We start from the raw sequence: 26,270 nt of genomic DNA on the forward strand, positions 1-26,270 counted from the left end.
CGGGCTCCATGGGCGTCGACAAATACTGGTCCCCCGTCAACCGCGTCGACAACGCATACGGCGACAGAAACCTAATCTGCACATGCCCGCCAATGTCAGAATACGAAGAAGCCGCAGAGTAATAGAGAAAACCCCGCCGAGAGATCGGCGGGGTTTTCGCCAATCGGAAACCTGTGTTCTGATTTGAGCCTGTTTTTGATGTCGTTTTTACCCAACGAAGCGTCTTTTCTGCTTGCTGCAGATGCGAAGGCCCCATAGGTCTGTCCGTGGGACACCCCTCCCCAACGAGGGGCGTGTATCTGGAAGGGTAATACAGATGAGCACTCAACAACCGGCAACGCGGCCGGCCAATCCGCGTTTTTCCTCTGGCCCCTGCGCCAAACCCCCCACATTTGATCTGACCAAACTGGCCGATGCAGCATTGGGGCGGTCGCACCGTGCAGCTGTTGGCAAGGACAAGCTGAAGGCGGCCATCGAAGGTACGCGTGAGCTGCTGGGTATCCCCGCAGACTATCGCATTGGTATCGTCCCTGCATCTGATACAGGCGCGGTTGAGATGGCGTTGTGGTCGCTGTTGGGCGAGCGCAAGGTCGAAATGCTGGCCTGGGAGAGCTTCGGTTCCGGTTGGGTGACCGACGTGGTCAAGCAGTTGAAGATTGATGCAGAGGTGAAGACCGCTGATTACGGGCAGATCGTTGATCTGGCTTCGGTCGATTTCACCAATGACGTGGTATTCACATGGAACGGCACGACCTCGGGCGTGCGGGTTCCAAATTGCAATTGGATCGCGGATGACCGTCAGGGCCTGACGATCTGCGATGCAACCTCGGCGGCCTTCGCGATGGATCTGCCATGGGACAAACTGGATGTTACCACCTTCAGCTGGCAGAAAGTGCTGGGCGGTGAGGCTGCACACGGCATGCTTATCCTCAGCCCTCGTGCCGTTGAGCGGTTGGAGAACTACACACCCGCATGGCCGCTTCCCAAGATTTTCCGCCTGACTAAAGGTGGCAAGCTGATTGAGGGCATCTTTACTGGCGCTACGATCAACACACCTTCGATGTTGGCGGTTGAAGATTATCTGTTCGCGCTAGATTGGGCGCGCTCGGTCGGAGGGTTGCAAGGACTGATCGCCCGAGCGGATGCCAATGCCGGTGCAGTACATAGTTTCTGCGCACAGCATGATTGGATCGCCAATTTGGCTGAAGATGCGGCAACGCAATCGAACACATCCGTTTGCCTGAAGTTCACCGACGCCCGCATTCAGGATGGCGCTGCCTTTGCCAAGGCCGTGGCAAAACGGCTTGAAGTTGAGAACATCGCGCTGGACATCGGAGCCTATCGTGACGCGCCTGCGGGCCTGCGTATCTGGTGTGGCGGTACGGTTGAGACCTCGGATATCGAAGCGATGCTGCCTTGGCTGGCATGGGCCTTTGAGGCCGAGATCGCGGCACAAACCGAAGCTGCCTGAGCTTTCCTGCATTTGCCGGGCCGTATGAGGCCCGGTTGTTTCCCAAAATTCAAGGACCAGAGAAAATGGCCCCCAAAGTACTCGTATCTGACAAGCTCAGCGAAACCGCCGTGCAGATCTTTCGTGATCGCGGGATCGATGTGGATTTCATGCCCGATCTGGGCAAGGACAAGGACAAGCTGGCTGAAGTGATCGGCCAGTATGATGGCCTTGCCATCCGTTCGGCCACCAAGGTCACGCCGACGCTGCTGGAAAAAGCCGACAACCTAAAGGTCATCGGTCGTGCCGGAATCGGCACGGACAACGTTGACAAGGACGCTGCATCCAAGAAAGGCGTGATCGTTATGAACACGCCCTTCGGCAACATGATCACTACCGCCGAGCACGCGATTGCGATGATGTTCGCAGTGGCGCGGCAAATCCCCGAGGCCAGCACCTCGACCCATGCGGGCAAGTGGGAAAAGTCCAAGTTCATGGGGATCGAACTGACCAACAAGACACTGGGTGTCATTGGTGCAGGCAACATTGGTGGCATCGTCTGTGAACGTGCCCTGGGCCTGAAGATGAAAGTCGTCGCCTATGATCCATATCTGGGCGAAGAGAAAGCTGCCAAGATGGGTGTGGAAAAGGTTGAGCTGGACGAACTGCTCGAGCGTGCAGATTTTATCACCCTGCATGTGCCGCTGACCGACCAGACACGGAATATCCTGAGCCGCGAGAATCTTGAAAAGACCAAACCGGGTGTGCGTATCGTCAACTGTGCGCGTGGCGGGCTGGTCGACGAAGAGGCCTTGGCCGAAATGCTGCAAACCGGGCGCGTAGCGGGTGCGGCGTTTGACGTGTTCAGTATCGAGCCGGCGAAAGAGAACCCGCTGTTCAACCTGCCCAATGTTGTCTGCACGCCGCATCTTGGTGCGGCCACGACTGAGGCGCAGGAGAATGTCGCACTCCAGGTTGCAGAGCAGATTTCGAATTATCTGCTGACCGGCGCTGTCGAGAACGCGCTGAACATGCCTAGCGTGACCGCCGAAGAGGCAAAGGTCATGGGGCCTTGGATCAAGCTGGCAGGTCATTTGGGCAGCTTCATCGGCCAGATGACTGACGAGCCGGTCAAGGCGATCAACATCCTCTATGATGGTGTCGCGGCCGAGATGAACCTTGCTGCACTGAACTGCGCTGTGGTCGCCGGGATCATGAAGAAGTTCAATCCCGAGGTGAATATGGTTTCGGCCCCGGTTGTCGCCAAAGAGCGTGGCATTCAGATTTCGACCACCAATCAGGACAAGTCGGGCGCGTTCGAGGGTTATATCAAAGTCACCGTTGTTACAGACAAGCGCGAGCGGTCTATCGGCGGCACCGTGTTCAGTGATGGCAAGCCCCGCTTTATTCAGATCAAGGGCATCAATATCGATGCCGAAGTCGGTGCTCATATGCTTTACACAACGAATGAAGACGTGCCGGGTATCATCGGGACGCTGGGTCAGACCATGGGCGAAAACGGTGTGAACATCGCCAACTTTACCCTTGGCCGTGCCGAGGCGGGCGGTGAGGCAATCGCCTTGCTATACGTCGACGAACCGGTGCCGGCTGAAGCACGTGCGAAACTTGCTGAGACCGGCTTGTTCACACAGATCAAGCCTCTGGAGTTTGACGTTGTCTGATCACCTTTGTTGAGTTTGTGAAACAGTTCGATGCCCGCGCCACCCAAAGCGCGGGCATTGTCTTTTCCGCATCACGCTTTTCCGTCACAAGAACGGCAATTCAGATAATCGGGGCCTGTCATGACCACTCCAGTTTATGCAGTCGGAGATTTGCACGGCCAGCTTGCAGAGTTTGAGCGGGTCTTGACCTTGATAGAACGCGATGGCGGACCTGATGCGCGTATTGTGTACTTGGGGGATTATGTTGATCGGGGCCCCGACAGCCGTGGTCTGTTGGAACGCCTGATAGAGGGGCACGACAAAGGTCGCGACTGGATTACTCTGTTGGGAAATCACGACCGGATGTTTGCGTGGTTCATGGAAGAAACACCGCGACACGATCCGCATTTGCTGGTCGGCTACCACTGGCTGCATGAGCGTTTGGGTGGCGTAGAAACATTGCGCAGCTATGGTGTCGAATTTGATGATCGAACGCGGTTGGAAGATCTGCACGCCATGGCCAAGGCGGCTGTTCCCACTTCGCATGTGAATTTCCTGCGCGACCTTGTGGCGATCTATCAAACGCCCGAAGTTGCATTTGTGCATGCGGGTATTCGACCGGGTGTGCCACTAAACGAACAGCGTGAGAACGATCTGGTTTGGATCAGGAAGACATTCCACACCCATACCGATCCGCATCCCAAGCTGATTGTCCATGGGCACACGCCTGTAGAAAAGGCTACTCACTATGGTAACCGCATCAATCTGGACAGCGGCGCAGGATATGGTCGACCGGCTGAAGTGGCGGTCTTCGAAGGACGTTCTTGCTGGCTGCTGAAGGATGTGGGGCGCGTTCCGCTGGAACCTTAGCCTTCGACAAACAAGTCTTTGTATGTGTCGCGCAGCAGGTTCTTCTGCACCTTGCCCATTGTGTTGCGGGGCAATTCGTCCAGCAGGATTAGTTTGCGCGGGTGCTTGAACCGGGCGAGATCCGACTGAACCGTCTGCATGATCTGCTCCAGATCGGGGGTCTCTCCATTTGCAGGCACAAGAATACCCAGAACGGTTTCTCCGAAATCAGGGTGTGGAACGCCAATCACTGCGCTCTCAAGCACTCCGGGCTGATCATCCAGCAGCAATTCGATTTCCTTGGGGTAGATGTTGTATCCGCCTGAGATGATCAGATCCTTGCCGCGACCGACGATGTGGACGTACCCATCTTCATCAACCCGCCCAAGATCTCCGGTGATGAAAAAACCGTTTTCGCGCAATTCGGCAGCAGTCTTTTCTGGCATCTGCCAGTAACCCTTGAACACGTTTGGACCGCGCACCTCGATCATGCCGATTTCACCCTGAGGCAAGGTTTCACCAGTTTCTGGATCGGTAACTTTCAATTCAACATCGGGTAGTGGAAATCCAACCGTTCCAGCGCGTCGCTCTCCGTCAAAGGGGTTGGAGGTGTTCATATTGGTTTCAGTCATGCCATAGCGTTCAAGAATGCGATGACCGGTGCGCGCCTCAAATTGTTCGTGCGTTTCAGCAAGCAGAGGTGCGGATCCCGAAATGAACAGCCGCATATGCTGAGCAAGTTCCTTGGTGAAACGGTTGTCCCCCAACAATCGGGTGTAAAATGTCGGAACGCCCATCATCGATGTGGCTTGCGGCATCAGTCGCAAGATGTCTTCCAGATCGAATTTTGGCAGAAAGATCATCGACCCGCCCGAGGCCAGTACAACATTCGTTGCAACAAACAGCCCATGAGTGTGAAAGATCGGCAGGGCATGCAGAAGTGCGTCATCGCTGGTGAACCGCCATTCACGGACCAGCATCTCAGCATTGGACAAAAGATTGGCCTGGGTCAGCATCGCACCCTTGGACCGGCCAGTGGTGCCCGAGGTGTAAAGGAACGCAGCCAGATCATCCTCGGTGCGGCTGACCGGTTCGAAAGCTGGCAACATTCCTAACGCACGCCGCGTAAGGCTACCCGATCCATCTGCATTCAGCGTCTCTATCTTGGCATTTTGCGCCTGAGCGATTGGTGTCAGTTCTGTTTCGTTGGCTGAATCACAGACAACCAGAGACGCACCGCTATTCTCAATGAAGTAAGACAACTCATGTGTCGTGTAGGCGGTGTTGAGTGGCAGAAAGATAAGACCCGCCTGCGCACAAGCTGCATAGAGCGCAAGGGTTTCAGGGGACTTTTCTACCTGAACCGCAACCCGGTCGCCCGGTTCTAACTGCATCCCGACCAGCGCATTTGCAATGCGGGCTGCCATGTCCAGAAAATCTGAATGGGTCAGCGTCCGCCCATCGGGCAAATGCAGAAATGGAGTGTTTTTGCCCGCGTGGATGCCAAACAGACGATCATAAAGCGGGTTACCCATTTCGTTTTCCTTCCAGTTCGAACCACCTGGAATCTGTATCGGAATTTCAGGGTGGTAAAGAGCAAAGGATCAGATAAAGCGCGAAATCAAATTTGGGTGGTCATGCGGTAGCCTGCTGCAAAATACAGTTTGGCAAAGGTAACCGGCTGGCCTTGCAGCCAGGTGATACGTTCGGCGGTAAAGACCGGCTCGCCCTCCGGCACGTCCAGAAATCCGGCCACAGTTGAATCCGCACGACTGGCCATGAATGTCAGCTCGACATTGGTGAATGGCACTGTTTGCACCAGCCAGTCATTCGGTCCGGTTTCGGTGAAATCGGCCTGTTCGACTTGGGGGACGCTTTCAATCACGATCCAACGATCTTCGTACTGAAATGGCGTGTTGCCGGAATAGTGCATGCAGCGGACGTGCAAGACACGAGGATCAGCTTTCAGCGCCAGCCGGGCGCTCAACCATTCCGGAGCGGGGATGGTTTCAGAGGAAACCAAGGCATATCTGTAGGTGCCGCCTAGTGCTTCGACCTCATCCCGAACCAGCGGTATTGTAAACCTCGCCTGCCGTTGCGGTGCGGCAAGGACGCGTGTCCCTGCCTTGCGGCGGCGTTCAAGAAATCCTTCGTCGGCCAGTTCCCGCAATGCGCGGTTCACGGTTGTCCGAGTGCAAGAAAACTCGATCGCAAGCTCCTGCTCATTCGGTAGCAGGGTCTCGGGACGCCACTCTCCGGACCGAATGCGATCCAGCACGGTCTGCTTTATGTCTTTGTAGCTGGTGTTTTCGCTCGGTTGGGTCATTGTGGCTCTGAAGTTGGGAGTTTGATGTCTATGCGCTGGCCAAGAGTTGGGCAACGGCCGCACGATAGGCAGGCAAGATCGCATCCCGCGCAACATGCCGCCCGTCGCGCACCATGTGACGGCCTGCCGACCACAGATCGGTCACTGTACCGTCGGGTGCCGCAAAACACAGCCCGTCCAGCAACTGATCGTCCTTCAACGTACAAAGCGTCGGATGGGTGCGGTCGATAGCGACAAGATCAGCAAGTTTGCCAACGGCGATTTCCCCTGCGTCGCGGCCCAGCGCTTGCGCACCACCACGGGCAGCGCCGATATAGAGTGTGTGTCCAGCTGAGCCTTCGCCATGGACCAGAACAGTGCGTGCTTTGTCACGCAGTCGCTGAGAGTATTCGAGCGTCCGCAATTCTTCAGGCAGTGATATGCGAACATTAGAGTCTGATCCGACGCCGAATACCCCGTCGGCTTCGACATAGACAGCGCCGTTAAAGATACCATCACCAAGATTTGCTTCGGTGATCGGACAAAGCCCTGCGACTGCACCGGATCGTGCCATTGCCTTGGTTTCAACGTCAGTCATGTGGGTTGCGTGGATCAGGCACCATCTGTCGTTCACCTCTGCATTATCCAACAGCCAGGCAACCGGGCGCTGACCCAGGGCGGCCTCGACATCTGCAACCTCTTTTACCTGTTCGGATATATGGATGTGGACGGGCCCTGAAGGAACATTGGCCAACAGAGTCTTGAGATCTGCGGGCGAAGTCGCACGTAGGGAATGCGGCGCTACCCCCACAACAGAGTCGAAATTCGCGTGTCGTTGAGTGCTCCGGCATTCCTCTAGCAGAGCCAGGTACTGGTCAATATCATTGCTAAAACGCAACTGCCCGCCAACCAGAGGCTCCTGCGAAACACCCCCGTATGTATAGAGAACAGGCAGGTGGGTCAGGCCGATTCCTGTCTGATCTGCTGCTGCAAAGATACGTTGGCTCAGTTCGGACAACCGCGTATACGGCTGGCCGCCGGGCTGGTGGTGGACATAATGAAACTCACCAACCGAGGCATAGCCCGCTTCCTGCATTTCCATGAACACCAGGGCTGCTATCGCCTCGACCTGTTCAGGCGTCAGCCGATCCAGAAAGCGATACATCAAGGTGCGCCAGGTCCAGAAGCTTTCTTTCCCGGCAGCCCGCACCTCGGTCATGCCTGCCATGGCGCGTTGAAAGGCATGGCTGTGCAGGTTTCCAAGTGCTGGCAATAGCACGTCTGTAGCCGTGTCTTCGGGTTGTTTGGCTACCCCAGCTTCGATCCGGGAAATTCGGCCATCTTCGATTTCCAAACGCAAATCCTGCACCCATTCAGACCCTAATAAGGCTGTTTTGGCATGAACTGTCATAGCGTTTCCATTTTGTGTAGACTTTAAGTTTTTACCCGTATACGAAAAATCCTGACGCAGGGGGAGCCCAAAAGATTCGCCATGACAAAAAAAGTTGTATTTCGCGCCGACCGCATCGCGACGATGGTCGAAGGTGATGTGCCATATGGTCTGATCGAGAACGCTGCGATTGCCCTGAACGCTGGAACTATTGAGTGGGTAGGTAAGCAGCGGGATCTGCCGGTCAGGTTCGCGGATTGGGAAGTCGACGACTTTGGAGGCCGCCTGATCACACCGGCGCTAATTGATGCGCACACGCATGTGGTTTTTGGCGGCAATCGCGCAGCCGAGTTTGAGATGCGCCTGAACGGTGCCACCTATGAAGAGGTGGCCCGGGCAGGGGGCGGTATTATCTCGACTGTCAGTGCGACGCGTGAGGCCAGCGAGAATGAACTGCTGGACAGCGCCTTACCGCGTGTGGATGCGCTACTTGCCGAAGGCGTCAGCTGTATAGAAGTCAAGTCAGGCTATGGCCTCGATTTAGAGACTGAATTGCGCATGTTGCGGTCAGCACGTCGTATTCAGCAGCATCGCCCGGTTCGGATCAAAACCAGTTTTCTGGGCGCACACGCGGTGCCGCCTGAGTTCAAAGACCGCGCGGATGAATATATCGATGAAATCTGCATTCCGACTCTGCGCGCAGCTCACGCAGAGGGACTGGTTGATGCGGTTGACGGGTTTTGTGAGGGTATCGCCTTTAACACCGCTCAAATCGCACGTGTCTTTGATGTGGCGAGGGAGCTGCGTTTGCCAGTCAAGCTACACGCAGAGCAGTTGTCCAATCTGGGTGGGGCAAAATTAGCGGCATCATACGGCGCGCTTTCCGCCGATCATATCGAGTATCTCGATGCCGAGGGCGTAGCTGCATTGTCTAACGCGGGAACAATCGCGGTTCTGCTGCCTGGAGCTTTCTATACTCTGCACGAAACCCAGATGCCCCCGGTGGAATTGTTGCGTGAGCAGAATGTGCCCATTGCATTGGCAACGGATTGTAATCCCGGATCATCACCGCTGACATCATTGCTGCTGACGATGAACATGGGATGCACCCTGTTCCGTTTGACTCCCGAGGAAGCGCTTGCTGGTGCAACCAGAAACGCCGCCAAGGCGCTGGGGCTGAACGACACGGGTGTGGCAGCCGCAGGGATGCGCGCAGATCTGGCGGTCTGGGACGTCGTCCATCCCGCCGAGCTTTCATATCGCATCGGCTTTAACCCCCTGCACAAACGCATTTTCGGAGGCATTTAATGAGGTCCATCTCTCTTGTTCCGGGTCAGGTTTCTCTGACGCAACTGGAGGATATCTATCGGAACGAAGCGGCAATCACGCTGGATGGATCATGCCGTCCTAAGGTTGATATGGCTGCGGCACGTATCGCTCAGGCTGCCTCGGGGGCTGATCCGGTTTATGGCGTGAACACGGGTTTTGGTAAGTTGGCCAGTCACAAGATTGCGGCCGAAGATACCTCAACCCTCCAGCGAAATCTCATTCTCAGCCATTGCTGCGGCGTTGGTGAGGTCGTCCCTCGCCGATTGGCGCGCCTGATGATGTCACTCAAGTTGCTATCCTTTGGTCGCGGTGCATCAGGTGTTCGGTGGGAGTTGGTTGAGCTTTTACAGAATATGTTGGCACGTGGTGTGACGCCGGTGATCCCTGCGCAAGGATCTGTTGGCGCATCAGGGGATCTGGCACCACTGGCGCATATGACGGCTGTTGTTATCGGCGAGGGCGAAGCCGAAGTGAATGGAGCCATCCTTTCCGGTGCTGAAGCGCTGAAAACTGCTGGATTAGAGCCTATTCAACTGGGCCCGAAAGAAGGCCTAGCCTTCATCAATGGAACGCAATTTTCCACGGCTTACGCCCTGGCAGGCTTGTTTGACGCTTGGCAGGCAGCACAAAACGCTTTGGTGGTTTCTGCGGCATCAACAGATGCAATCATGGGTTCAACGGCACCTTTGCAGCCCGAGATACATGCCTTGCGTGGCCATCGCGGTCAGATCGAGGCTGCAGGCGCGATGCGCGCAACACTGGAGGGGTCTGAAATCCGAGAAAGCCATAGGGACGGGGACACGCGCGTTCAGGACCCCTATTGCATTCGCTGCCAGCCTCAGGTCACCGGAGCCGCGATGGATGTGATCCGGCAGGCAGCGGAGACTCTGGTGATCGAGGCTAACGCCGCGACCGACAATCCGCTGGTTCTGACAGACCCGGATGCCATTGTATCGGGCGGTAACTTCCATGCTGAACCAGTGGGCTTTGCCGCTGACATGATCGCGCTCGCCCTGTCCGAGATCGGTGCCATCGCTCAGCGACGTATTGCATTGATGGTCGACCCTGCGCTCAGCTTCGATCTGCCACCATTCCTGACGCCCGAGCCCGGATTGAACTCAGGTCTGATGATTGCCGAGGTGACAACCGCGGCCTTGATGAGTGAGAACAAGCATCTGGCCAACCCCTGTGTCACCGACAGCACACCGACATCCGCCAATCAGGAAGATCACGTGTCCATGGCAGCCCACGGCGCGAGGCGTTTGGTGCGGATGACGAACAACCTGAACTATATTCTTGGCATCGAGCTTCTTTGTGCTGCCCAAGGGGTCGAGTTCCGCGCGCCACTGACAACCAGCGCACCACTGCAACGTGTCATCGCACGTCTCCGCAAAGATGTTCCGTCATTGAAAGATGACCGATATCTCGCGCCCGAACTGGAAACCGCCAAGCACTTGGTCGCCGAGGGTGCAATTCTCAATGCGGTCGATGTCCAGATGCCGGAGCTCTCATGATGCAGGGCTTCAGCGTTGATCGCGGAGATGGTCCGATTGTTCTGGGTCAACCGCACGGCGGCACACATGTACCTGAACCAGTCGCAGAACGTCTAAACGACAACGGGCGTGGGCTGGCGGATACCGATTGGCATATAAACAGGCTCTATAAAGGGCTATTGGGCGATGCGACGGTCGTACAATCACATATCCACCGTTATGTTATCGACGCCAACCGGGACCCCTCAGGTGTTTCCCTGTACCCTGGGCAGAACACGACAACATTGGTGCCCTTAACGGATTTCGACGGAAAGTCGATCTGGGTTGATGGGCAGGAACCTTCCACGGACGAAGTCGAAGATCGGCGTCAGAAATACCATGCACCCTATCACGCAGCGCTTGAGCAGGAGCTTGCGCGGGTGCGGGCCAAACATGGTGTTGCGATCCTGTTCGATTGCCATTCGATCCGCTCTCTGATTCCGTTTCTGTTTGACGGAGAGCTGCCAGTATTCAACACCGGCACCAACAACGGTGCGACCTGCGACGCTGTTGTCGAACATGCGGTACATGAGACTGCGGCGAAAGCAACCGGGTTCACATCGGTGCTGAATGGTCGGTTCAAGGGTGGATGGACGACCCGCCATTATGGCCGCCCCGATGAGGGGTTCCACGCGATTCAGATGGAATTGTCGCAGCGTGCCTACATGACTGAGGTCGCGCCATGGAACTATCGCGACGACCGCGCCGACACCCTCCGCCCACACCTGAAAAACATGCTTGAACGCCTTCGCGACCTCGCCCTGTCGGGCGCATTGACCGAAAAAGGAGCCCTGAAATGAGCGACCCGCGCAAGAACACACGCGATATCTACCCGCCCACCGGAACCGAGCTGAATGCCAAAAGCTGGTTGACCGAGGCACCCTTGCGGATGATGATGAACAACCTGCACCCGGACGTGGCCGAGAATCCGCATGAACTGGTGGTCTATGGCGGTATCGGGCGTGCGGCGCGAACGTGGAAGGATTTCGACACTATTGTTGCCGGTTTGAAGGATCTGGAAGAGGACGAGACCCTTATCGTTCAGTCCGGGAAACCCGTCGCAATTGTTCGCACGCACAAGGATGCGCCACGTGTTCTGATCGCAAACTCGAACCTCGTGCCCCACTGGGCAACCTGGGATCACTTCAACGAGCTCGATAAGAAGGGTCTGATGATGTACGGCCAGATGACGGCCGGTTCGTGGATCTATATTGGCACTCAAGGCATCGTTCAGGGTACCTATGAGACCTTTGCCGAGGCCGGACGTCAGCACTATGGCGGCGATCTGACCGGCAAATGGATTCTGACTGGAGGACTGGGCGGTATGGGCGGTGCGCAACCGCTGGCGGCCGTGTTTGCCGGGGCCTGTTGTCTGGCCGTTGAGTGCAACCCGGAAAGCATCGATTTCCGTCTGCGTACAAAGTACCTCGACGAAAAGGCGGAAACGCTGGATGAGGCGCTTGAGATGATCGATCGCTGGACCAAAGCAGGCGAAGCGAAGTCGGTCGGCCTGTTGGGCAACGCGGCAGAAGTATTCCCCGAGATATACCGCCGGATGGCAGCCGGTGGCATGCGTCCGGATATCGTCACCGATCAGACCAGCGCGCATGATCCGATTAACGGCTACCTGCCGTTGGGCTGGACCATGGGCGAGTGGCGCGAAAAGCGTGAAACAGACCCTAAAGCGGTGGAAAAGGCCGCTCGTGCCTCGATGAAACAGCATGTCGCTGCGATGGTGGATTTCTGGAATGCCGGAGTGCCCACGCTGGATTACGGCAACAACATCCGGCAGGTGGCGCAGGATGAGGGGCTTGAGGACGCCTTTGCTTTCCCTGGTTTTGTGCCTGCGTACATCCGCCCGCTTTTCTGCAAGGGCATAGGTCCGTTTCGCTGGTGTGCCCTGTCGGGTGATCCTGAGGACATCTACAAGACAGATGCCAAGATGAAGGAACTGTTCCCTGAAAATGAGCACCTGCATCGCTGGATCGACATGGCGCAGGAACGGATTGCGTTTCAGGGGCTGCCCGCACGAATCTGCTGGATCGGGCTTGGTGATCGGCATCGCGCTGGGCTGGCCTTTAACGAAATGGTTGCCAATGGCGAGTTGAAAGCGCCGGTTGTGATCGGTCGCGACCATTTGGATTCGGGGTCGGTTGCAAGCCCTAACCGAGAGACTGAGGCGATGCTGGACGGCTCGGACGCGGTTAGTGATTGGCCTTTGTTGAATGCCCTGATCAACACGGCCAGTGGTGCGACGTGGGTATCGCTGCACCATGGCGGGGGTGTCGGAATGGGCTTCAGCCAACACGCGGGTGTGGTGATCTGTGCTGATGGCACCGAAGATGCCGCCCGGCGATTGGAGCGGGTTCTTTGGAATGACCCGGCCTCGGGCGTCTGGCGCCATGCGGATGCAGGGTACGACACTGCCAAGGATTGCGCGCGGGCCCATGGGCTGCGCCTGCCGGGTATTTTGGGCTAGTTCGAAACTGTCTCTGGCGAAAATGCTGCACCTGCGATATTCGCAGGTGAGCTTGCCGGAGATCAAACATGTACGTTGCCACCCTGTTGACCAACCCCAACGCGCCGACGCTGGAGTTGTCGCTGGTCGAGTCATTGCGGAACGCATGGGGCGGCGGTGAGATCGTTTGGCTGAGCCCGGATGAAGCAGCGGAATTTTCACTGAGCGAGATGCCGGGCAACCGATGGGATGTCTGGGCGGATCTGCAGCAGATGGGTGTGGATTTGGTTGTTCAAAAGGCCGAGGGGCGTCGCAAAAAGATGCTGCTGGCTGATATGGACAGCACCATGATTCAACAGGAATGCATTGATGAACTGGCCGATGAGGCTGGTGTTGGCGACCGCGTCAAAGACATCACTGCCCGCGCAATGAATGGTGAGCTGGATTTCGAAGGCGCGCTGATCGAGCGGGTTGGTTTGTTAGGCGGCCTGGACGAGAGCGTTATCGACAAAGTGTTGAACGAACGGATCACCCTGATGCCCGGTGGCAAGGAACTGGTCGCCACAATGCGCAAGACCGATGGCTATGCCGCGCTGGTTTCGGGTGGCTTTACCGCGTTCACGGCTCGGGTGGCAGAGTTGCTGGGGTTCGATGAAAACCGGGCAAATACCCTGCTGGCTGAAAACGGCAGGCTGAACGGTGATGTTCAGCGCCCAATTTTGGGCCGGCAGGCCAAGATCAAAGCGTTGGAGCAGATCACAGAACGGCTGGGAATTTCTGAATCGGATGTGATTGCCGTGGGTGACGGGGCAAATGATCTGGGCATGTTGGGCCGTGCTGGCACAGGCGTGGCTTTGCACGCGAAACCTTCGGTGGCCGAGCAATGCGATGTGCGGATCAATCACGGTGACCTGACAGCACTGCTTTATCTTCAGGGCTATAGCCGAACCGAGTTTGCCGGCATCTGATCGGTTCGCGCCTTTCTTTAATTTAACATTTGTGTTAATAAGTAGTCATGAACACTCTTCTGGCCGCTTTTTCGGCATTATCCGATTCGACCCGCTTTTCGATTATCGAGCAACTGATGGAGCAAGGTGAACTGCCCGCAGGCGACCTGATCGAAGGCAAGGGCATGTCCGGCGCTGCCATCTCGCGCCACCTAAAGGTTTTGCGTGAGGCTGGCCTGATACAGCAACAGGTCCGGGGTACGCAAAGAATATACTCGATACAGCCAGAAGGCCTGCGCGCGATTGCCGAATGGACCATTTCGAAACGCCAGTTCTGGGAGGCGAGCCTCGACCGGCTGGGTGACATTCTGGAAAAGGAGAATTCATGGCCGACCTGAGACTGGAGCGGGAATTCTCCGCCAGCCCCGAGACTCTCTTTTCATGGATCAGCGACGGGGCAAAGTTGTTGCAGTGGTGGGGGCCGGAAGGGCTCCATGTCCCCGAACACGATCTGGACTTTTCGCGACTAGGGCCTTGGTACTCGGTCATGGTGAATGATGAGGGTCAGCGATACAAAGTATCCGGTCACGTCACTCACATTGATCCACCCAAATCCGTTGGCTTTACATGGGCCTGGCATGACGATCAGGACCAGCGGGGGGCCGAAAGTCACGTGACATTCTCGGTCGAAGCGACCCCCGGCGGCGCGCGCCTGATCCTGGACCATCGTGAACTCGCCGACCAGGAAGCCGCTGCCAATCATGAGATGGGCTGGACCTCGTCACTGCGCAAATTGCAGGGACATCTTTCATAAGCTTTTCATTGGGAGGACTGACTATGCCACAATTTCTGTTTGTTTATCACGGTGGAACCACACCAACAGATCCCGCCGAAGTCGAAGCGACCATGGCTGCCTGGGGCGCATGGTTCCAAGGTATGGGAGAGGCATTGGAGATACCCGGCAATCCTGTTGGGCAATCCTATACAGTCAGTTCGTCGGGTGTCGCCGATAATGGCGGCGCAAATCCGGCCTCGGGCTTTACGGTTGTAAAAGCCGACAGCATCGACGCCGCAACCGAAATGGCCAAGGGCTGCCCGATGGTGGTCAACGGGTCAGGCTCGGTCGAAGTTGCAGAGGTCCACGAGATCGAGATGTGACGCCCTTAACCGGGAAAGCCCGGCGCCGGTCGGATCACACCGCATTCCAGTCCCCGACGGCTGTATTGCGTAGCATTCAGGAACTTGCGGGTGGCCGGGTGATCGGCCTCCAGCACGCCGAGGCTTACCAATAGGGCGGCAATGGCGCATTCGCTGGCGCGCGTGGTCCCGTCGGTGACCTTGAGTGCTATGCCCATTCGTTTTTCTGGGATGATGGCCACAAAGACGGCCTCGGCTCCGGTCTTAATTGCCACCCGACCGTCCATGGCCCGCATCAGTTCGGTGCATGCGCGGGTTTCACCCGCGACCAACTCTGGATGCTTCATCATGGCTGCGGTCAGTTGTTGGGCCGCGTCACTGGCCCGATCCGAGCGATCAGCAGCTGAGGCGAACCAGGCCATGGAACGTGCCAGCCCAACAAGCGATGTCGCAAAGTTTGGGGCAGAGCAGCCATCAATTCCGTAGCAAGGGCTGGTTTCACCTGTAGTTTCTTCAATAGCGGACAGGCAGGCCTGCTGAACCGGATGATCGATTTCCAGATATTCCGGTCCTGCACCCATGTGTTGTGCGACCGTCAGAAACCCGCAGTGCTTGCCCGAGCAATTGTTGTGGATTTGGCAAGGTGTGTCATCCGCCAGAATCAAACCGTCGCGAGCGGCCATATCCTGCGGTTCTTGTGGGCCGCAGCGCAGATCAGGCTCGGACAGACCGAGGTGATCCAGCCAAGCGGTAACCCGATCAGTATGAATGTGCGCGCCGCTATGAGAGGCACAGGCAAGCGCCAGATGTTCGGAAGTCAAACCGAACTTGGCTGCGGCACCTGAGGTGATCAGTGGCAAAGCCTGTATCATCTTTGCAGAAGAGCGGGGGTAAATGACGGCCTGAGGATCACCCCAACTTTGGACGATCTGGCCAGTGTCATCACAGATCACTGCATGCCCAAGATGCAGGCTCTCGAGCAGAGGTCCACGCCACAGTTCGGTCATTGGTATGGGCTGCGTCATCTGGACCTCCGATTTTATGCGCAAAATTCTGCCAATCGCCCTTTCGCCTGTGGCGAAACCTGCGTTAGTGTGTGTATGTCGGCAATCATCGGGATGCGCAATGTTCATAGACGAACCAGGCAGGGTTCGCGAGCATCCTTGATGACTATGAGGTATGGGTCGAGCTAGGAGGCTGGACAAATGGGATCAAAGCTCGTCCGCGTGATCGCGGGCCTGTGCGTGGCAGGGATGGCCACTTCTGCAATCGCTCAACAGGCGACAAGCACTAACCGGGTTGCGGCAAAGACCGACTGGAGCGTCTTTGTCGAAGATGATCCCACCGAATGCTGGAGCGTATCTGCGCCGAAGGAAACTGTGAACACGCGCGGTGGCCGAGTTGTTTCGGTGCGTCGCAGCGATATCCTGCTGTTCGTCTTTTATCGCCCGAATGCTGAGGTCAAAGGTCAGATCACCTTTACCGGAGGTTACCCGTTTGCTTCAGGCTCGACGGTAAACCTTGCGGTTGACGGCAATGAGTTCGAGTTGTTCACCGAAGGCGAATGGGCGTGGCCTGCAACGGCAGCCGACGACGCCAAGATCGTGACTGCAATGAAGCGGGGCAGCGAGGCGGTTCTGACCGCGCGATCCGAACGTGGGACGCAGACGAAAGACACATTCTCGTTGCTGGGCTTTACCGCAGCGATCGAAGATGCCGAGAAGCGCTGCACAAATTAATCAGCTATCAGTTCTTGATGTGACCCCGCCTGCCGGCGGGGTTTTTTGTTTTCTGCGACAAAAAGAAAAGCAATCCTGTTTACGCAACGTCCAGTCATCAACTTGATCCGTATCAAGGCTTTCTTCTGCTGTATTTGAACTAATCAGTTCAGGTGTAGTTAGGAGCCAACCTCATGATACACAAATCTCTTGTCGCATTACTGATGATCTCCGCCGCAGTTCTAAGCGCGTGCGAAAACACCAGTGACACTTATCCGGTGTCTGGCGAACAATGTGGACCGGAAGACCCGGTTAAAAAGCTGGATGCCGCGGACTGTTACATTCCTCCTGCAGTCAACTGATGACCTGGTCGCGGTTGGGTTAAGCCACCGCGACCAAACCATTTGGGCCTACCTTTGTTACCGTGTTAAGTTGGCGGTGTTTGTTCCTTTGCGTTCCGGAGGTGAGTTCATGCGTTGGTTAGTGGCGTTTCTATTCATTCCATTCACCGTGATGGCAGATCCGGCATTGGAGTGTTCCGATTCAAGTTCTCAGGTCGAGATCGGGTCCTGTGTCGCTAAGATGGAAGAACGAGTGAATGTAGCGATCGAAACCAGCTACTCCTTCGCTGTCGAAGCCGCAAAAGAGTTGGATGATGTAACTGGGCGGGTCGAGGCTGTGCCCGCGCTGGAAGCATCGCAAAGTGCGTGGGTGACCTTTCGGGATGCGCAGTGTGATGCGGTGGGTGCATCGTACGGAGGCGGCTCTGGTACCGGGATCGCCATAACCTCGTGTCGTGTCGACCTGGGCCGGGCGCGTGTGGATGAGTTGCTGCGCTTTGCAAATTGATTTGCACGATTTCTTTTGATCTTGGCGTACATTCCTATATAGAGGCGCATCCCAAGCCAGAATCCTTCAGGTCTCGCCATGTCTGTCAACGCGCCGATCACTCAAGATGTCATGACAATCCCTCGCAAATTGCCGGAGGGAAAGATCAACCTCGTCGGGCTGACGCGTGATCAATTGCGCGAGACCCTTATCGAACATGGCACACCGGAAAAGCAGGCCAAGATGCGTACTGGTCAGATCTGGCAGTGGATCTATCAGTGGGGTGTGCGCGACTTCGCCGACATGACCAATCTGGCCAAAGCCTATCGTGCGCAGTTGGCTGAGCATTTCGTCATCGAAATTCCCGAGGTTGTGACGCGTCAGGTATCCGAGGACGGCACTCGCAAATATCTTTGCCGGATTGCAGGCGGCCATGAGGTCGAGGTGGTGTACATCCCCGAAGAAGACCGCGGGACTTTGTGTATCTCGTCTCAGGTAGGCTGCACACTGACCTGTTCCTTCTGTCACACAGGTACCCAGAAGCTGGTGCGCAATCTGACGGCTGCTGAAATCGTTGGTCAGGTGATGATGGCCCGCGACGATCTTGAGGAATGGCCGACCCCCGGCGCGCCCAAAGACGAAACGCGCCTGTTATCGAACATTGTCCTGATGGGCATGGGCGAGCCGCTCTATAACTTCGACAACGTCCGCGATGCGATGAAGATTGCCATGGATCCCGAAGGGATTTCCCTGTCACGCCGTCGTATCACCCTGTCGACTTCGGGCGTGGTGCCTGAAATCGCACGGACTGCCGAAGAAATCGGGTGTCTGCTTGCGATCTCTTTCCACGCGACCACGGATGAAACGCGCGATGTGCTGGTGCCGATCAACAAGCGCTGGAACATCGAGGAACTGTTAGCAGCGCTGTCCAGCTATCCGAACGCATCTAATTCGGAACGGATTACCTTTGAATACGTCATGCTGGATGGTGTGAATGACAGTGACGAGGATGCACATCGCCTTATCGATCACATCAAGCGCCATAACATCCCGGCCAAAATCAACCTGATCCCGTTCAACGAATGGCCTGGTGCGCCGTATAAGCGTAGCTCGAACAACCGTATTCGGGCCTTCGCCAACATCATCTATCAAGCAGGATATGCCTCACCCATTCGCAAGACGCGTGGCGAAGATATCATGGCAGCCTGCGGTCAGTTGAAATCGGCCACTGAACGCGCCCGAAAGTCGCGCAAGCAGATAGAAGCCGAGGCCGGGTTGAATAGCTAAAGCACTCGTTCAGCCAGTGGTAGCGAAGCTAATTTTAATATTTCAGAACCTGATTTTGCATTCAAATTCTGGTATATTTAACCCGTTCTGACCAAGGATGGTTCGCTTTCACCTTTGCGCACAAGGTGGTGAGGTGACTGGGGTGGTCATGGCAAGTTATTTTAGGGCCGCTATCATTTGTACAAGAGCTGGCAGGCGGCATTAAGGCGAACTGTTCATACAGGTAGGCCAAAAAATGATTGTAATCAATAAGAAAGTTCTAAGAAACGCGGCGATGTTGCTTTGTTTCGCGGTCTTAATGACCGGTGCCGCAATAGCGAATGATGAGGATGCACATCTTGCCATCGAAAACCCCGCAGATTTGAGCAAAGAGGACGCGGAAGCGTATTATCGATCGCTGACCAAGCGGATGGAGCGCGGCTATGCCGCTGCACAGCTGGACATCCTTCTCAACTACCAGAACTGGCCGTTGTTCAATGATGCCCCATATATCTCGGCCACTCATGGGCAGCGATATGTGAACAGCTATGCCAATCGCATGGCCCATAATTACGGTACGCTGCAGGAAGGTGAAGAACTGCCGATGGGTTCCGTTCTTGCAAAAGACAGCATGACCGTGACCGATGAGGGCAACGTCCACCCAGGCGCGCTGTTCGTGATGGAGAAGCTGCCCAAAGGGGCCAGCCCTGCAACCGCCGACTGGCGCTATATCATGGTGATGCCGGACGGGTCACTGTTTGGCGACACGATGGGAGACCGCTCCGCCGCTGTTGCCTATTGTCACGAGTGCCATGAGGCCGTTGCCGACCGCGACTACACGTTTTTTGTGCCCGAAGAGTATCGCGTCGGTAACTGACCGCCTTAGTTCACATTGTCCGGGAGCTTCAACGCTGTCGCTTCGCTGCGGCTGAGTTGCTCACCTTGTTTACGCTTGGACAACACTTCGCGGGCCAAGGCGTATTTTTCGTCCTGCCAGAAGATCAGGCAGCCATTACAGCCTTTGCCGCAGCAACCCTCGGTGCCGATCCGGTTGGTCTTGAACCGGCGTTCGTTAACGTCCTCACCGATTTTTTCAACCAGTTCGTCGCGGCGGCGGGTATAGGCTTTGGGATTGTCGCGACCTGATGTCTCCAGCCCCTGCACCAGTTTATCGAACCGTATTCGGCTCCAATGTTCATCGGTCAGGGCACGTTCCTTGCGCAGAACGGAATAGGTCGGGAAACGGGCGCGCAAGTCATCGATATTTTCATGATCGAAAAGGGTGAAAGGCATGCGGATTACGGTTTTCGTGCTGCCATGCACAACATCCAGACGTGCGCCGTCGGATGCGCGTTCGAAATCGTAGACCCGCAGCAGAACCGTTTCGCGCGAGATCGGCGAGACGAAATCCAGAACGTCACCCGGTTCCAGCTTGTTCTTTACCTCGACCAGAAATGCATCCTCGGTGACCTCAGTGACGATCCCGGCATACTCCCACTGCGCGATAGATGCCGTGTGTTCGTAATCGTGCGCATAGTTGGTCAGACGGCCCTCATGGAAAGCCAGTGTATAGCCGCGGTTCCCGACGGTTTCGAGCTCACGCATATAGGGTTTTGGATCCCAGTTATCGGGGTCCGCATTATAGTCATCAATGGCCATACGATAGGCACGTGCAACGATGGCAGCGTAGTATTCCGATTTTCCGCGCCCTTCGACCTTTAGGCTGTCGACCCCGATCTTCAGATACTCATCCAGTTTGGGCATGATGCACAGATCGCGTGAGTTAAGTATGTACGAGCCGCGATCATCCTCTTCGATGGGCATCAGATCACCGGGGCGGCAGCCTTCTTCCAGCAGGAACTCGAACAGGTCGGCGTTTTCTTCGGTGATGCGGAGCTCCTGATGCGTGCCGTCCTTGAGGCGTAACTTCAGGCCATAGTTCCAGCGGCAGGAATTGGCACAGTTGCCTTGGTTCGCGCCGCGCTCGGCCATGAAATTCGACAGCAGGCAACGGCCCGAATAGGTCATGCACATGGCACCGTGGACGAATGCCTCTAATTTGATGTCAGGGCATTTCTCTCGAATTTCGACCAGTTCGGGGTAGGACACTTCGCGTGCCAGAACCACAAGCTCGGCCCCCTGATCCTGCCAGAACTTCACCGACAGCCAGGAACAGATGTTGGCTTGGGTCGAGATATGCAGTGGCAGTTCTGGCGCGCGCTCACGCACATATTGGAACACGCCGGGGTCGGCGATGATCAGCCCGTCGGGTTTCACCTTGCGCACGGTGTCAATGTACTCATCCAGCTTCGGGATGTCCTTGTTGTGCGAAAACAGGTTCAGCGTCAGATAGGCGCGACGACCGTGCTGATGGCAGAACTCGACCCCTTCGATCACCTCTTCCAGCGAGAACTCGGATTTCGTGCGCAGCGACATGTCAGGTGTGCCGAGATAAACCGCGTCCGCCCCATAAAGAATGGCGAGTTTCAATTTGCGCAGATTGCCCGCAGGCATCAGCAATTCGGATCTGGATTGGGTCATGGATGCACCGGGCTCTGGATCGATGGGGCCTTCTAAGGCAGTTTCATCGAGTCCAGAAGAGCAAACCCGCCATGCATCCGCAGCTTAGCTGCGACTGAACCGCGCTGTTCCGATCACCTTGATCAGCGTTTCACGAACTGGTTCAGGCTGGGCCTCGACCGCGTTCAACACCTCTCGCAGTTCTGCCCGCAGGCAGTGCATCTGATCAATCAGAGAGATCATCATCGACAGGGCATCCGCCTCCATGTCGTATTGCTCGTGCAACTCGCAGGCCAGTTCCAGCCGGGCAACATCCAAGGTCTGATAGACCAAGCCCTGTTCGGACTGCTGCGGGATCACGATCTCGGCAGCAAGATATTCAGACAGCCGATCCGAGGTCAGGCGGGTAATCGTCGTGATAAGCTCGTCTTCTGTCAGGTAGCGGGTCATGACGGCATTCCTTTGCGCGGATCATAGCTGTGGGTTTCGCGCCATGTCTCCATGAATTGCTTCAATTCATCGTCGATTTTGCCCGGCATCGCGATTGTAAGCTCAATCAGTTGATCCCCACGGTCGGACGATCCCCGTTTTTTGACACCCTTGCCGCGCAGGCGAAGGGTCTTGCCGCTGCTGGTACCGGCAGGAACACTAACATTCACGCCACCGTCAATTGTGGGTGCAGGAACTTTGCCACCCAGAACAGCCTCATCAATCGTGATAGGCAGGGAAATGTGAATGTCGTCGCCTTTGCGTTCAAAAACCGGATGATCGGCGACCGAGATTGTGACCAATGCATCACCGGGTGGCCCTTCACCATATCCCGGTGCGCCCTTGCCGCGCAGGCGAATGGTCTGGCCATCGGTGATCCCGGCAGGGATTTTCACCTCGATCCGATCACCATCTGGCAATGTCAGCTTTTGGCTGGCGCCGAAAACCGCGTCCAGAAAACTGATCTGGAGGGAATAATTGAGATTGTGGCCCGGGGCATGAAATTCATGCGTGCGCTGCTGGCCGAAACCGCCTTGGCCTCGGTTACGCATAAACTCGGCAAATATGTCGGACATGTCGTCCGGATCGCCATAAGTCGCGCCCGAGCGATAGGGGTTGCCCGCCGCCTCGGAGTATTCGCGATAGTAGTGTTGCTGCGGGCGCTCCTGACCTGAGGCGTCGATCTCGCCATTGTCGTAGCGGGCGCGGGTTTCAGGGTCCTTGAGCAAATCATAGGCGGCCGCTGCCGCTTTGAATTTTGCCTCGGCCTCGGCGTCACCGGGTTTGAGGTCGGGATGGCACTCTTTTGCAATGCGCCGATAGGCTTTCTTGATTTCGGCGTCGCTGGCGTTTTTGGATACACCAAGCACCGAATATGGATCGTCGCTCATCTCACTCTCGCGGGTCGGGGGCAGGTCTGATCTAGATGAATGTGTTCTATCATGCGATTTCAACAGGTCAAAATGAAGAGGCGATTGAATTACCTCGTAAAATTTCGCAATCCTGCTAACATCTGCATGTTTCGAGATGATAACTGACGGAGATCCAAGGATGTCGCGCAGAATTAAGTCCGCTCTGGCCCTGTTGGCCGGGAATGCTGTTGGCCTGTTGCTGGCGATGCTGTTGCTGTCCGGTTTTTCGATCCGGCCCCTGTCGTTCATCGTGGTAGTGCTTGTCTTTACCGTTGTTCAGGTCATTGCAGAGCCGCTGATCCTGAAACTGGGAGAGAAGAAAGCACCAGCGATCAAAGGTGGTATTGCCCTGATCGTGACGTTCGTGGGTCTGCTTGTGACGGATTGGATTACCGCCGGTCTGACGGTTGGTGGCATCTCGAACCTGCTGGCCGCCACATTGCTAGTCTGGCTGGGGGCGTTGATCGCCAGCGTGGTGCTGCCGATCTACGTTTTCAAAGAACTGCGTGAGCCGAAAAAGTAACTAGGCCAAAGTATCAAGGCTGGTCTTCATGGCCTGCCACAGTTCCTCAACCGGTTCGCAGCCAACCGACAAACGGACGAAGGCGGGGTCAACTTCATCGCCCCAACGCGCGCGACGTTCCGCTGAGCTGTGAACACCGCCAAAGGATGTGGCGGGGCGAAGCAGTGTACAGGAATTGATGAACTGCTCGGCCTTTGCTTCGTTTTCGAGTGTCAGGCTCAGCAGAAATCCAAAGCGTGAGGTTTGCGATTTCGCAAGCGCGTGTGAGGGATCATCCTGCAGTCCCGGGTAGCGGATTTGTTTTACTTCGGCATGTGCGGCAAGCCGTTCAGCCAGCACCTGAGCCGAAGAACACATGCGATCGAACCGTACATCCAGCGTTTCCAGTCCGCGGTGCAACAACCAAGCCTCGTGCGGACCCGGGATCGCACCGGAAACGCGTCGCCATTCTTCGATCCGTTTCATGATCTGGGTGTTTCGACTGGCCACGTGCCCCATTAACAGATCGGAATGCCCGCCCATGGCTTTGGTGTCCGAGGCGACCACGACATCGATACCCAGATCCAGCGGGCGCTGGCCCAGCGGGGTCATGGTCGTGTTGTCGGCGATGGTGATCCCACCGGCAGCGCGAACCTCAGCTGCAACTGTTGCAAGATCAATCATATCGAGACCTGGGTTTGAGGGGCTTTCGACAAAGACCACATCAAACCCTTCGAAACCGCCGGTGCTGAATTCGGTTGTTGCGCGTTCCTCGACCGAAACACCCAACCGAGACAAAAACCGATCCGCCAGCAATCGGGTTACATAATACCCGTCTGAGGGGATCAGAATGCGTGAACCGGCTGTGACGGTGGCAAACAGCGCCGCCGAAATTGCACCCATTCCGGACGGGAAAGTCAGGCAGGGTGCGTCTTCCAGATGGGACAGTACGTGTTCCAGATGCACCCATGTCGGGTTATCAACTCGCCCATAAGTCGCATGTCCATCTGGCGCTCCGGGTAGGTGAAACATACTGCTTTGCGTTAGCGGCAGGGCAACAGGTTCACCTTTGTCCAGTGCATTGCCGCGCAGGTGGAGCATCTCGCCGGTTTTGGGTGTCTTCATGGTTTAACGTCCCGGAATGACATCGCGTGGTGGGGCGGGCTCCCAGTTTTCGATTATGTCTACCGCCTCTTGTGCGGTATCGACAAAACGGAACAAGTCGAGATCTTCGTCCGAGATCGTGCCTGCGTCTGCCAGCGCTTCCCAGTTGATTACCTTTTCCCAGAATTCGCGCCCGAACAGCAGGAACGGTACGCGCTCCATGCGACCGGTTTGGATCAGGGTCAGGGATTCAAAAAGCTCATCCATAGTGCCGAAGCCACCGGGGAAGATGGTGATGGCGCGCGCGCGCATCAGGAAATGCATCTTGCGGATCGCGAAATAGTGGAAGTTGAAGCTTAGTTCCGGGGTGACATATTCATTCGGCGCCTGTTCATGCGGCAGAACGATATTCAACCCGATCGAACAGCCACCGGCATCCTGTGCACCACGGTTGCCTGCCTCCATAACGCCAGGGCCACCGCCGGTGACAATCACGTTCTCACGGCATCCGCTTTCATTGGATTTTTCGGTCATCAGCCGGGCGAATTCGCGCGCTTCGTCATAATACGTGGAAAGGCCTGCCAGCGTTTCAGTGCGAGCGGTGTGCTTTTGAGAAGGCTCGGGAATGCGGGCACCACCAAACATGACGATAGTCGAGGTGATCTCGCGCTCGCTCATGATCATTTCGGGTTTCAGCAATTCCAGCTGCAGGCGTACCGGGCGCAACTCGTCCCGGCACAGAAAATCATCGTCAGCAAAGGCAAGGCGATAGGCAGACGAGCGGGTTTGCGGCGTGTCCGGCACTTCGCTTGCGGTCGAGCGGTCGGTCTGAGCGTCGCGGAAGGGGCTGAGGCGGTCTTCTCTCATTGCTGGGGATCCCTGCTTGCGTGTTTTTAAAACAGCTATAGGGTTCGCGGGCAGAGTGCCAGTCACGGAAAGACGAGAATGGATTGGAAAGCGGAAATTTTGGCGGCGGCTGATCGCATCAATGGTTATGCGCAGATCACGCCGGTCATGCAAAGTCAGTCATTGGGTCTGGATTACCCGATTGAAATGAAGCTGGAGCACATGCAGCACACCGGCAGCTTTAAGGCGCGCGGAGCGTTCAACACATTGTTGAGCCTTGATGTGCCTGCAGCAGGTGTTGTGGCCGCATCCGGCGGCAACCATGGAGCTGCCGCAGCTTATGCCGCGCGGGCGCTTGGCCATCCTGCGAAGATTTTTGTGCCCGAGCTGGCGGGGCCTTCAAAAATCGGATTGATCGAAAGGATCGGTGCAGACCTGAGCGTTGTTTCTGGTGAATATGCCAACGCCCTGACCATGGCGCGCGCACATGAAGAGGCAAGCGGGGCGATGCAGATTCATGCCTATGATGCACCTGCGACTGTGGCAGGGCAGGGCACCTGTTTTGCCGAGTGGGAGGCACAAGGCCTTCAGGCGGACACAGTGCTGGTCGCTGTCGGTGGCGGCGGGTTGATTGCGGGGGCTTTGGCTTGGTTTCAGGGCGCGCGTAAGATTGTGGCCGTTGAACCGGAAACCTCCTGTGCCCTGCATTCGGCATTGCAAGCCGGCGAGCCCATTGATGTCTCGGTTTCAGGGATCGCGGCGAACGCTTTGGGCGCTCGGCGGATTGGTCAGATTTGTTTTGAACTGGCGCAGGGGATGACGTCTGTACTGGTATCGGATGAGGCCATTGCTGATGCGCAGGACAAGTTGTGGCAGGCGCATCGCATACTTGTCGAACCTGCCGGAGCGACCGCTCTGGCTGCGCTGACATCCGGCGCTTACCAGCCGGAACCGGGCGAACGGGTCGCCGTACTGATCTGTGGCGGCAACATTGCCCCGGATCCGTTAAGTGCCTGAATTATCGCCTT

General features: G+C 56.4%; 27 protein-coding genes. 18 read left to right on the forward strand and 9 right to left on the reverse strand.

Going from position 1 to position 26,270, the window contains the following annotated elements:
• The first annotated feature begins 316 nt into the window (after positions 1-316).
• The 3 genes from ACR0CW_RS17825 (at position 317) to ACR0CW_RS17835 (ending at position 3,981) form a co-directional block, all read left to right on the forward strand.
• Positions 317-1,471: a phosphoserine transaminase gene (locus tag ACR0CW_RS17825; RefSeq protein WP_480788818.1), complete on the forward strand. Its 1,155-nt coding sequence runs from the start codon at positions 317-319 to the stop codon at positions 1,469-1,471.
• Positions 1,472-1,536: 65 nt separating this feature from the next.
• Positions 1,537-3,132, forward strand: a complete 1,596-nt coding sequence (gene serA, locus ACR0CW_RS17830) for a phosphoglycerate dehydrogenase (RefSeq protein WP_480743804.1) — start codon at positions 1,537-1,539, stop codon at positions 3,130-3,132.
• A gap of 120 nt (positions 3,133-3,252) precedes the next feature.
• The gene (locus ACR0CW_RS17835) at positions 3,253-3,981 is read left to right on the forward strand and encodes a metallophosphoesterase family protein (RefSeq protein WP_480788819.1); all 729 of its coding nucleotides are present in this window, start codon (positions 3,253-3,255) and stop codon (positions 3,979-3,981) included.
• On the opposite strand, the gene ACR0CW_RS17840 is transcribed toward ACR0CW_RS17835, so the two are convergent.
• From ACR0CW_RS17840 to ACR0CW_RS17850, 3 genes are all read right to left on the reverse strand, one after another.
• Positions 3,978-5,495: a malonate--CoA ligase gene (locus ACR0CW_RS17840; RefSeq protein ID WP_480788820.1), complete on the reverse strand. Its 1,518-nt coding sequence runs from the start codon at positions 5,493-5,495 to the stop codon at positions 3,978-3,980. The two genes, ACR0CW_RS17835 and ACR0CW_RS17840, sit on opposite strands and share 4 nt — an antisense overlap.
• 86 nt (positions 5,496-5,581) lie before the next feature.
• A complete protein-coding gene (locus ACR0CW_RS17845; protein ID WP_480788821.1) occupies positions 5,582-6,286 on the reverse strand; it encodes a UTRA domain-containing protein in 705 nt (234 codons plus the stop codon).
• Positions 6,287-6,314: 28 nt separating this feature from the next.
• Positions 6,315-7,676 (reverse strand): formimidoylglutamate deiminase, encoded by a 1,362-nt coding sequence (locus ACR0CW_RS17850; RefSeq protein ID WP_480788822.1) that lies wholly within the window; start codon positions 7,674-7,676, stop codon positions 6,315-6,317.
• A gap of 81 nt (positions 7,677-7,757) precedes the next feature.
• On the opposite strand from ACR0CW_RS17850, the gene hutI reads away from it, so the two are divergent.
• From hutI to ACR0CW_RS17890, 8 genes are all read left to right on the forward strand, one after another.
• Complete coding sequence (gene hutI / locus ACR0CW_RS17855; RefSeq protein WP_480788823.1) at positions 7,758-8,963, forward strand: imidazolonepropionase; 1,206 nt, start codon at positions 7,758-7,760, stop codon at positions 8,961-8,963.
• Positions 8,963-10,498, forward strand: coding sequence for a histidine ammonia-lyase (hutH, locus tag ACR0CW_RS17860; RefSeq protein ID WP_480788824.1), 1,536 nt, complete (start codon positions 8,963-8,965; stop codon positions 10,496-10,498). The genes hutI and hutH overlap by 1 nt, the downstream gene beginning before the upstream one ends.
• Complete coding sequence (gene hutG, locus ACR0CW_RS17865; RefSeq protein WP_480788825.1) at positions 10,498-11,316, forward strand: N-formylglutamate deformylase; 819 nt, start codon at positions 10,498-10,500, stop codon at positions 11,314-11,316. Before hutH ends, hutG begins: the two co-directional genes overlap by 1 nt.
• The gene (gene hutU, locus ACR0CW_RS17870; RefSeq protein WP_480788826.1) at positions 11,313-12,995 is read left to right on the forward strand and encodes a urocanate hydratase; all 1,683 of its coding nucleotides are present in this window, start codon (positions 11,313-11,315) and stop codon (positions 12,993-12,995) included. The genes hutG and hutU overlap by 4 nt, the downstream gene beginning before the upstream one ends.
• A gap of 68 nt (positions 12,996-13,063) precedes the next feature.
• Complete coding sequence (gene serB / locus ACR0CW_RS17875; RefSeq protein ID WP_480788827.1) at positions 13,064-13,942, forward strand: phosphoserine phosphatase SerB; 879 nt, start codon at positions 13,064-13,066, stop codon at positions 13,940-13,942.
• Between the two features lie 47 nt (positions 13,943-13,989).
• Positions 13,990-14,319 (forward strand): ArsR/SmtB family transcription factor, encoded by a 330-nt coding sequence (locus ACR0CW_RS17880; RefSeq protein WP_170336945.1) that lies wholly within the window; start codon positions 13,990-13,992, stop codon positions 14,317-14,319.
• Entirely contained in the window at positions 14,307-14,735 is a 429-nt protein-coding gene (locus ACR0CW_RS17885; RefSeq protein WP_480743826.1) for an SRPBCC family protein, read from the forward strand. The genes ACR0CW_RS17880 and ACR0CW_RS17885 overlap by 13 nt, the downstream gene beginning before the upstream one ends.
• Positions 14,736-14,758: 23 nt before the next feature.
• Positions 14,759-15,079, forward strand: a complete 321-nt coding sequence (locus tag ACR0CW_RS17890) for a YciI family protein (protein WP_480743828.1) — start codon at positions 14,759-14,761, stop codon at positions 15,077-15,079.
• A 5-nt stretch (positions 15,080-15,084) separates the two neighbouring features.
• On the opposite strand, the gene ACR0CW_RS17895 is transcribed toward ACR0CW_RS17890, so the two are convergent.
• Positions 15,085-16,083: an asparaginase gene (locus ACR0CW_RS17895; protein WP_480788828.1), complete on the reverse strand. Its 999-nt coding sequence runs from the start codon at positions 16,081-16,083 to the stop codon at positions 15,085-15,087.
• Positions 16,084-16,263: 180 nt separating this feature from the next.
• Here ACR0CW_RS17895 and ACR0CW_RS17900 point away from each other — a divergent pair, with 180 nt between their 5' ends.
• The 5 genes from ACR0CW_RS17900 to ACR0CW_RS17920 all read left to right on the forward strand — a co-directional run bounded on the left by ACR0CW_RS17900 (position 16,264) and on the right by ACR0CW_RS17920 (position 19,747).
• A complete protein-coding gene (locus tag ACR0CW_RS17900; RefSeq protein ID WP_155145968.1) occupies positions 16,264-16,797 on the forward strand; it encodes an invasion associated locus B family protein in 534 nt (177 codons plus the stop codon).
• A gap of 173 nt (positions 16,798-16,970) precedes the next feature.
• Positions 16,971-17,138: a hypothetical protein gene (locus tag ACR0CW_RS17905; RefSeq protein WP_480743833.1), complete on the forward strand. Its 168-nt coding sequence runs from the start codon at positions 16,971-16,973 to the stop codon at positions 17,136-17,138.
• Positions 17,139-17,247: 109 nt separating this feature from the next.
• Positions 17,248-17,625, forward strand: coding sequence for a lysozyme inhibitor LprI family protein (locus ACR0CW_RS17910; protein WP_480788829.1), 378 nt, complete (start codon positions 17,248-17,250; stop codon positions 17,623-17,625).
• A 78-nt stretch (positions 17,626-17,703) separates the two neighbouring features.
• A complete protein-coding gene (rlmN, locus tag ACR0CW_RS17915) occupies positions 17,704-18,891 on the forward strand; it encodes a dual-specificity RNA methyltransferase RlmN (RefSeq protein WP_480788830.1) in 1,188 nt (395 codons plus the stop codon).
• 274 nt (positions 18,892-19,165) lie between these two features.
• On the forward strand, positions 19,166-19,747 hold the full coding sequence (locus tag ACR0CW_RS17920) for a cytochrome P460 family protein (RefSeq protein ID WP_480788831.1): 582 nt from the start codon (positions 19,166-19,168) through the stop codon (positions 19,745-19,747).
• Positions 19,748-19,752: 5 nt separating this feature from the next.
• Here the strand turns inward: ACR0CW_RS17920 and ACR0CW_RS17925 are convergent, their stop codons facing one another.
• The 3 genes from ACR0CW_RS17925 to ACR0CW_RS17935 all read right to left on the reverse strand — a co-directional run bounded on the left by ACR0CW_RS17925 (position 19,753) and on the right by ACR0CW_RS17935 (position 22,769).
• The gene (locus ACR0CW_RS17925) at positions 19,753-21,411 is read right to left on the reverse strand and encodes a U32 family peptidase (RefSeq protein ID WP_480788832.1); all 1,659 of its coding nucleotides are present in this window, start codon (positions 21,409-21,411) and stop codon (positions 19,753-19,755) included.
• A gap of 84 nt (positions 21,412-21,495) precedes the next feature.
• Entirely contained in the window at positions 21,496-21,840 is a 345-nt protein-coding gene (locus ACR0CW_RS17930) for a hypothetical protein (RefSeq protein WP_155145952.1), read from the reverse strand.
• Positions 21,837-22,769: a DnaJ C-terminal domain-containing protein gene (locus ACR0CW_RS17935; protein WP_480788833.1), complete on the reverse strand. Its 933-nt coding sequence runs from the start codon at positions 22,767-22,769 to the stop codon at positions 21,837-21,839. The genes ACR0CW_RS17930 and ACR0CW_RS17935 overlap by 4 nt, the downstream gene beginning before the upstream one ends.
• Before the next feature lie 160 nt (positions 22,770-22,929).
• On the opposite strand from ACR0CW_RS17935, the gene ACR0CW_RS17940 reads away from it, so the two are divergent.
• The gene (locus ACR0CW_RS17940) at positions 22,930-23,313 is read left to right on the forward strand and encodes a hypothetical protein (RefSeq protein ID WP_155145948.1); all 384 of its coding nucleotides are present in this window, start codon (positions 22,930-22,932) and stop codon (positions 23,311-23,313) included.
• Here the strand turns inward: ACR0CW_RS17940 and ACR0CW_RS17945 are convergent, their stop codons facing one another.
• Positions 23,314-24,417 (reverse strand): cystathionine gamma-lyase, encoded by a 1,104-nt coding sequence (locus tag ACR0CW_RS17945; RefSeq protein ID WP_480788834.1) that lies wholly within the window; start codon positions 24,415-24,417, stop codon positions 23,314-23,316.
• 3 nt (positions 24,418-24,420) lie between these two features.
• A complete protein-coding gene (locus ACR0CW_RS17950; protein ID WP_155145944.1) occupies positions 24,421-25,263 on the reverse strand; it encodes an LOG family protein in 843 nt (280 codons plus the stop codon).
• Positions 25,264-25,341: 78 nt separating this feature from the next.
• Between ACR0CW_RS17950 and ACR0CW_RS17955 the strand changes: the two genes are divergently transcribed.
• Entirely contained in the window at positions 25,342-26,259 is a 918-nt protein-coding gene (locus ACR0CW_RS17955; RefSeq protein WP_480788835.1) for a threonine/serine dehydratase, read from the forward strand.
• The last annotated feature ends 11 nt before the right edge of the window (positions 26,260-26,270 follow it).

The sequence above is a fragment of the Ruegeria sp. CH6 genome (genome assembly GCF_056537005.1).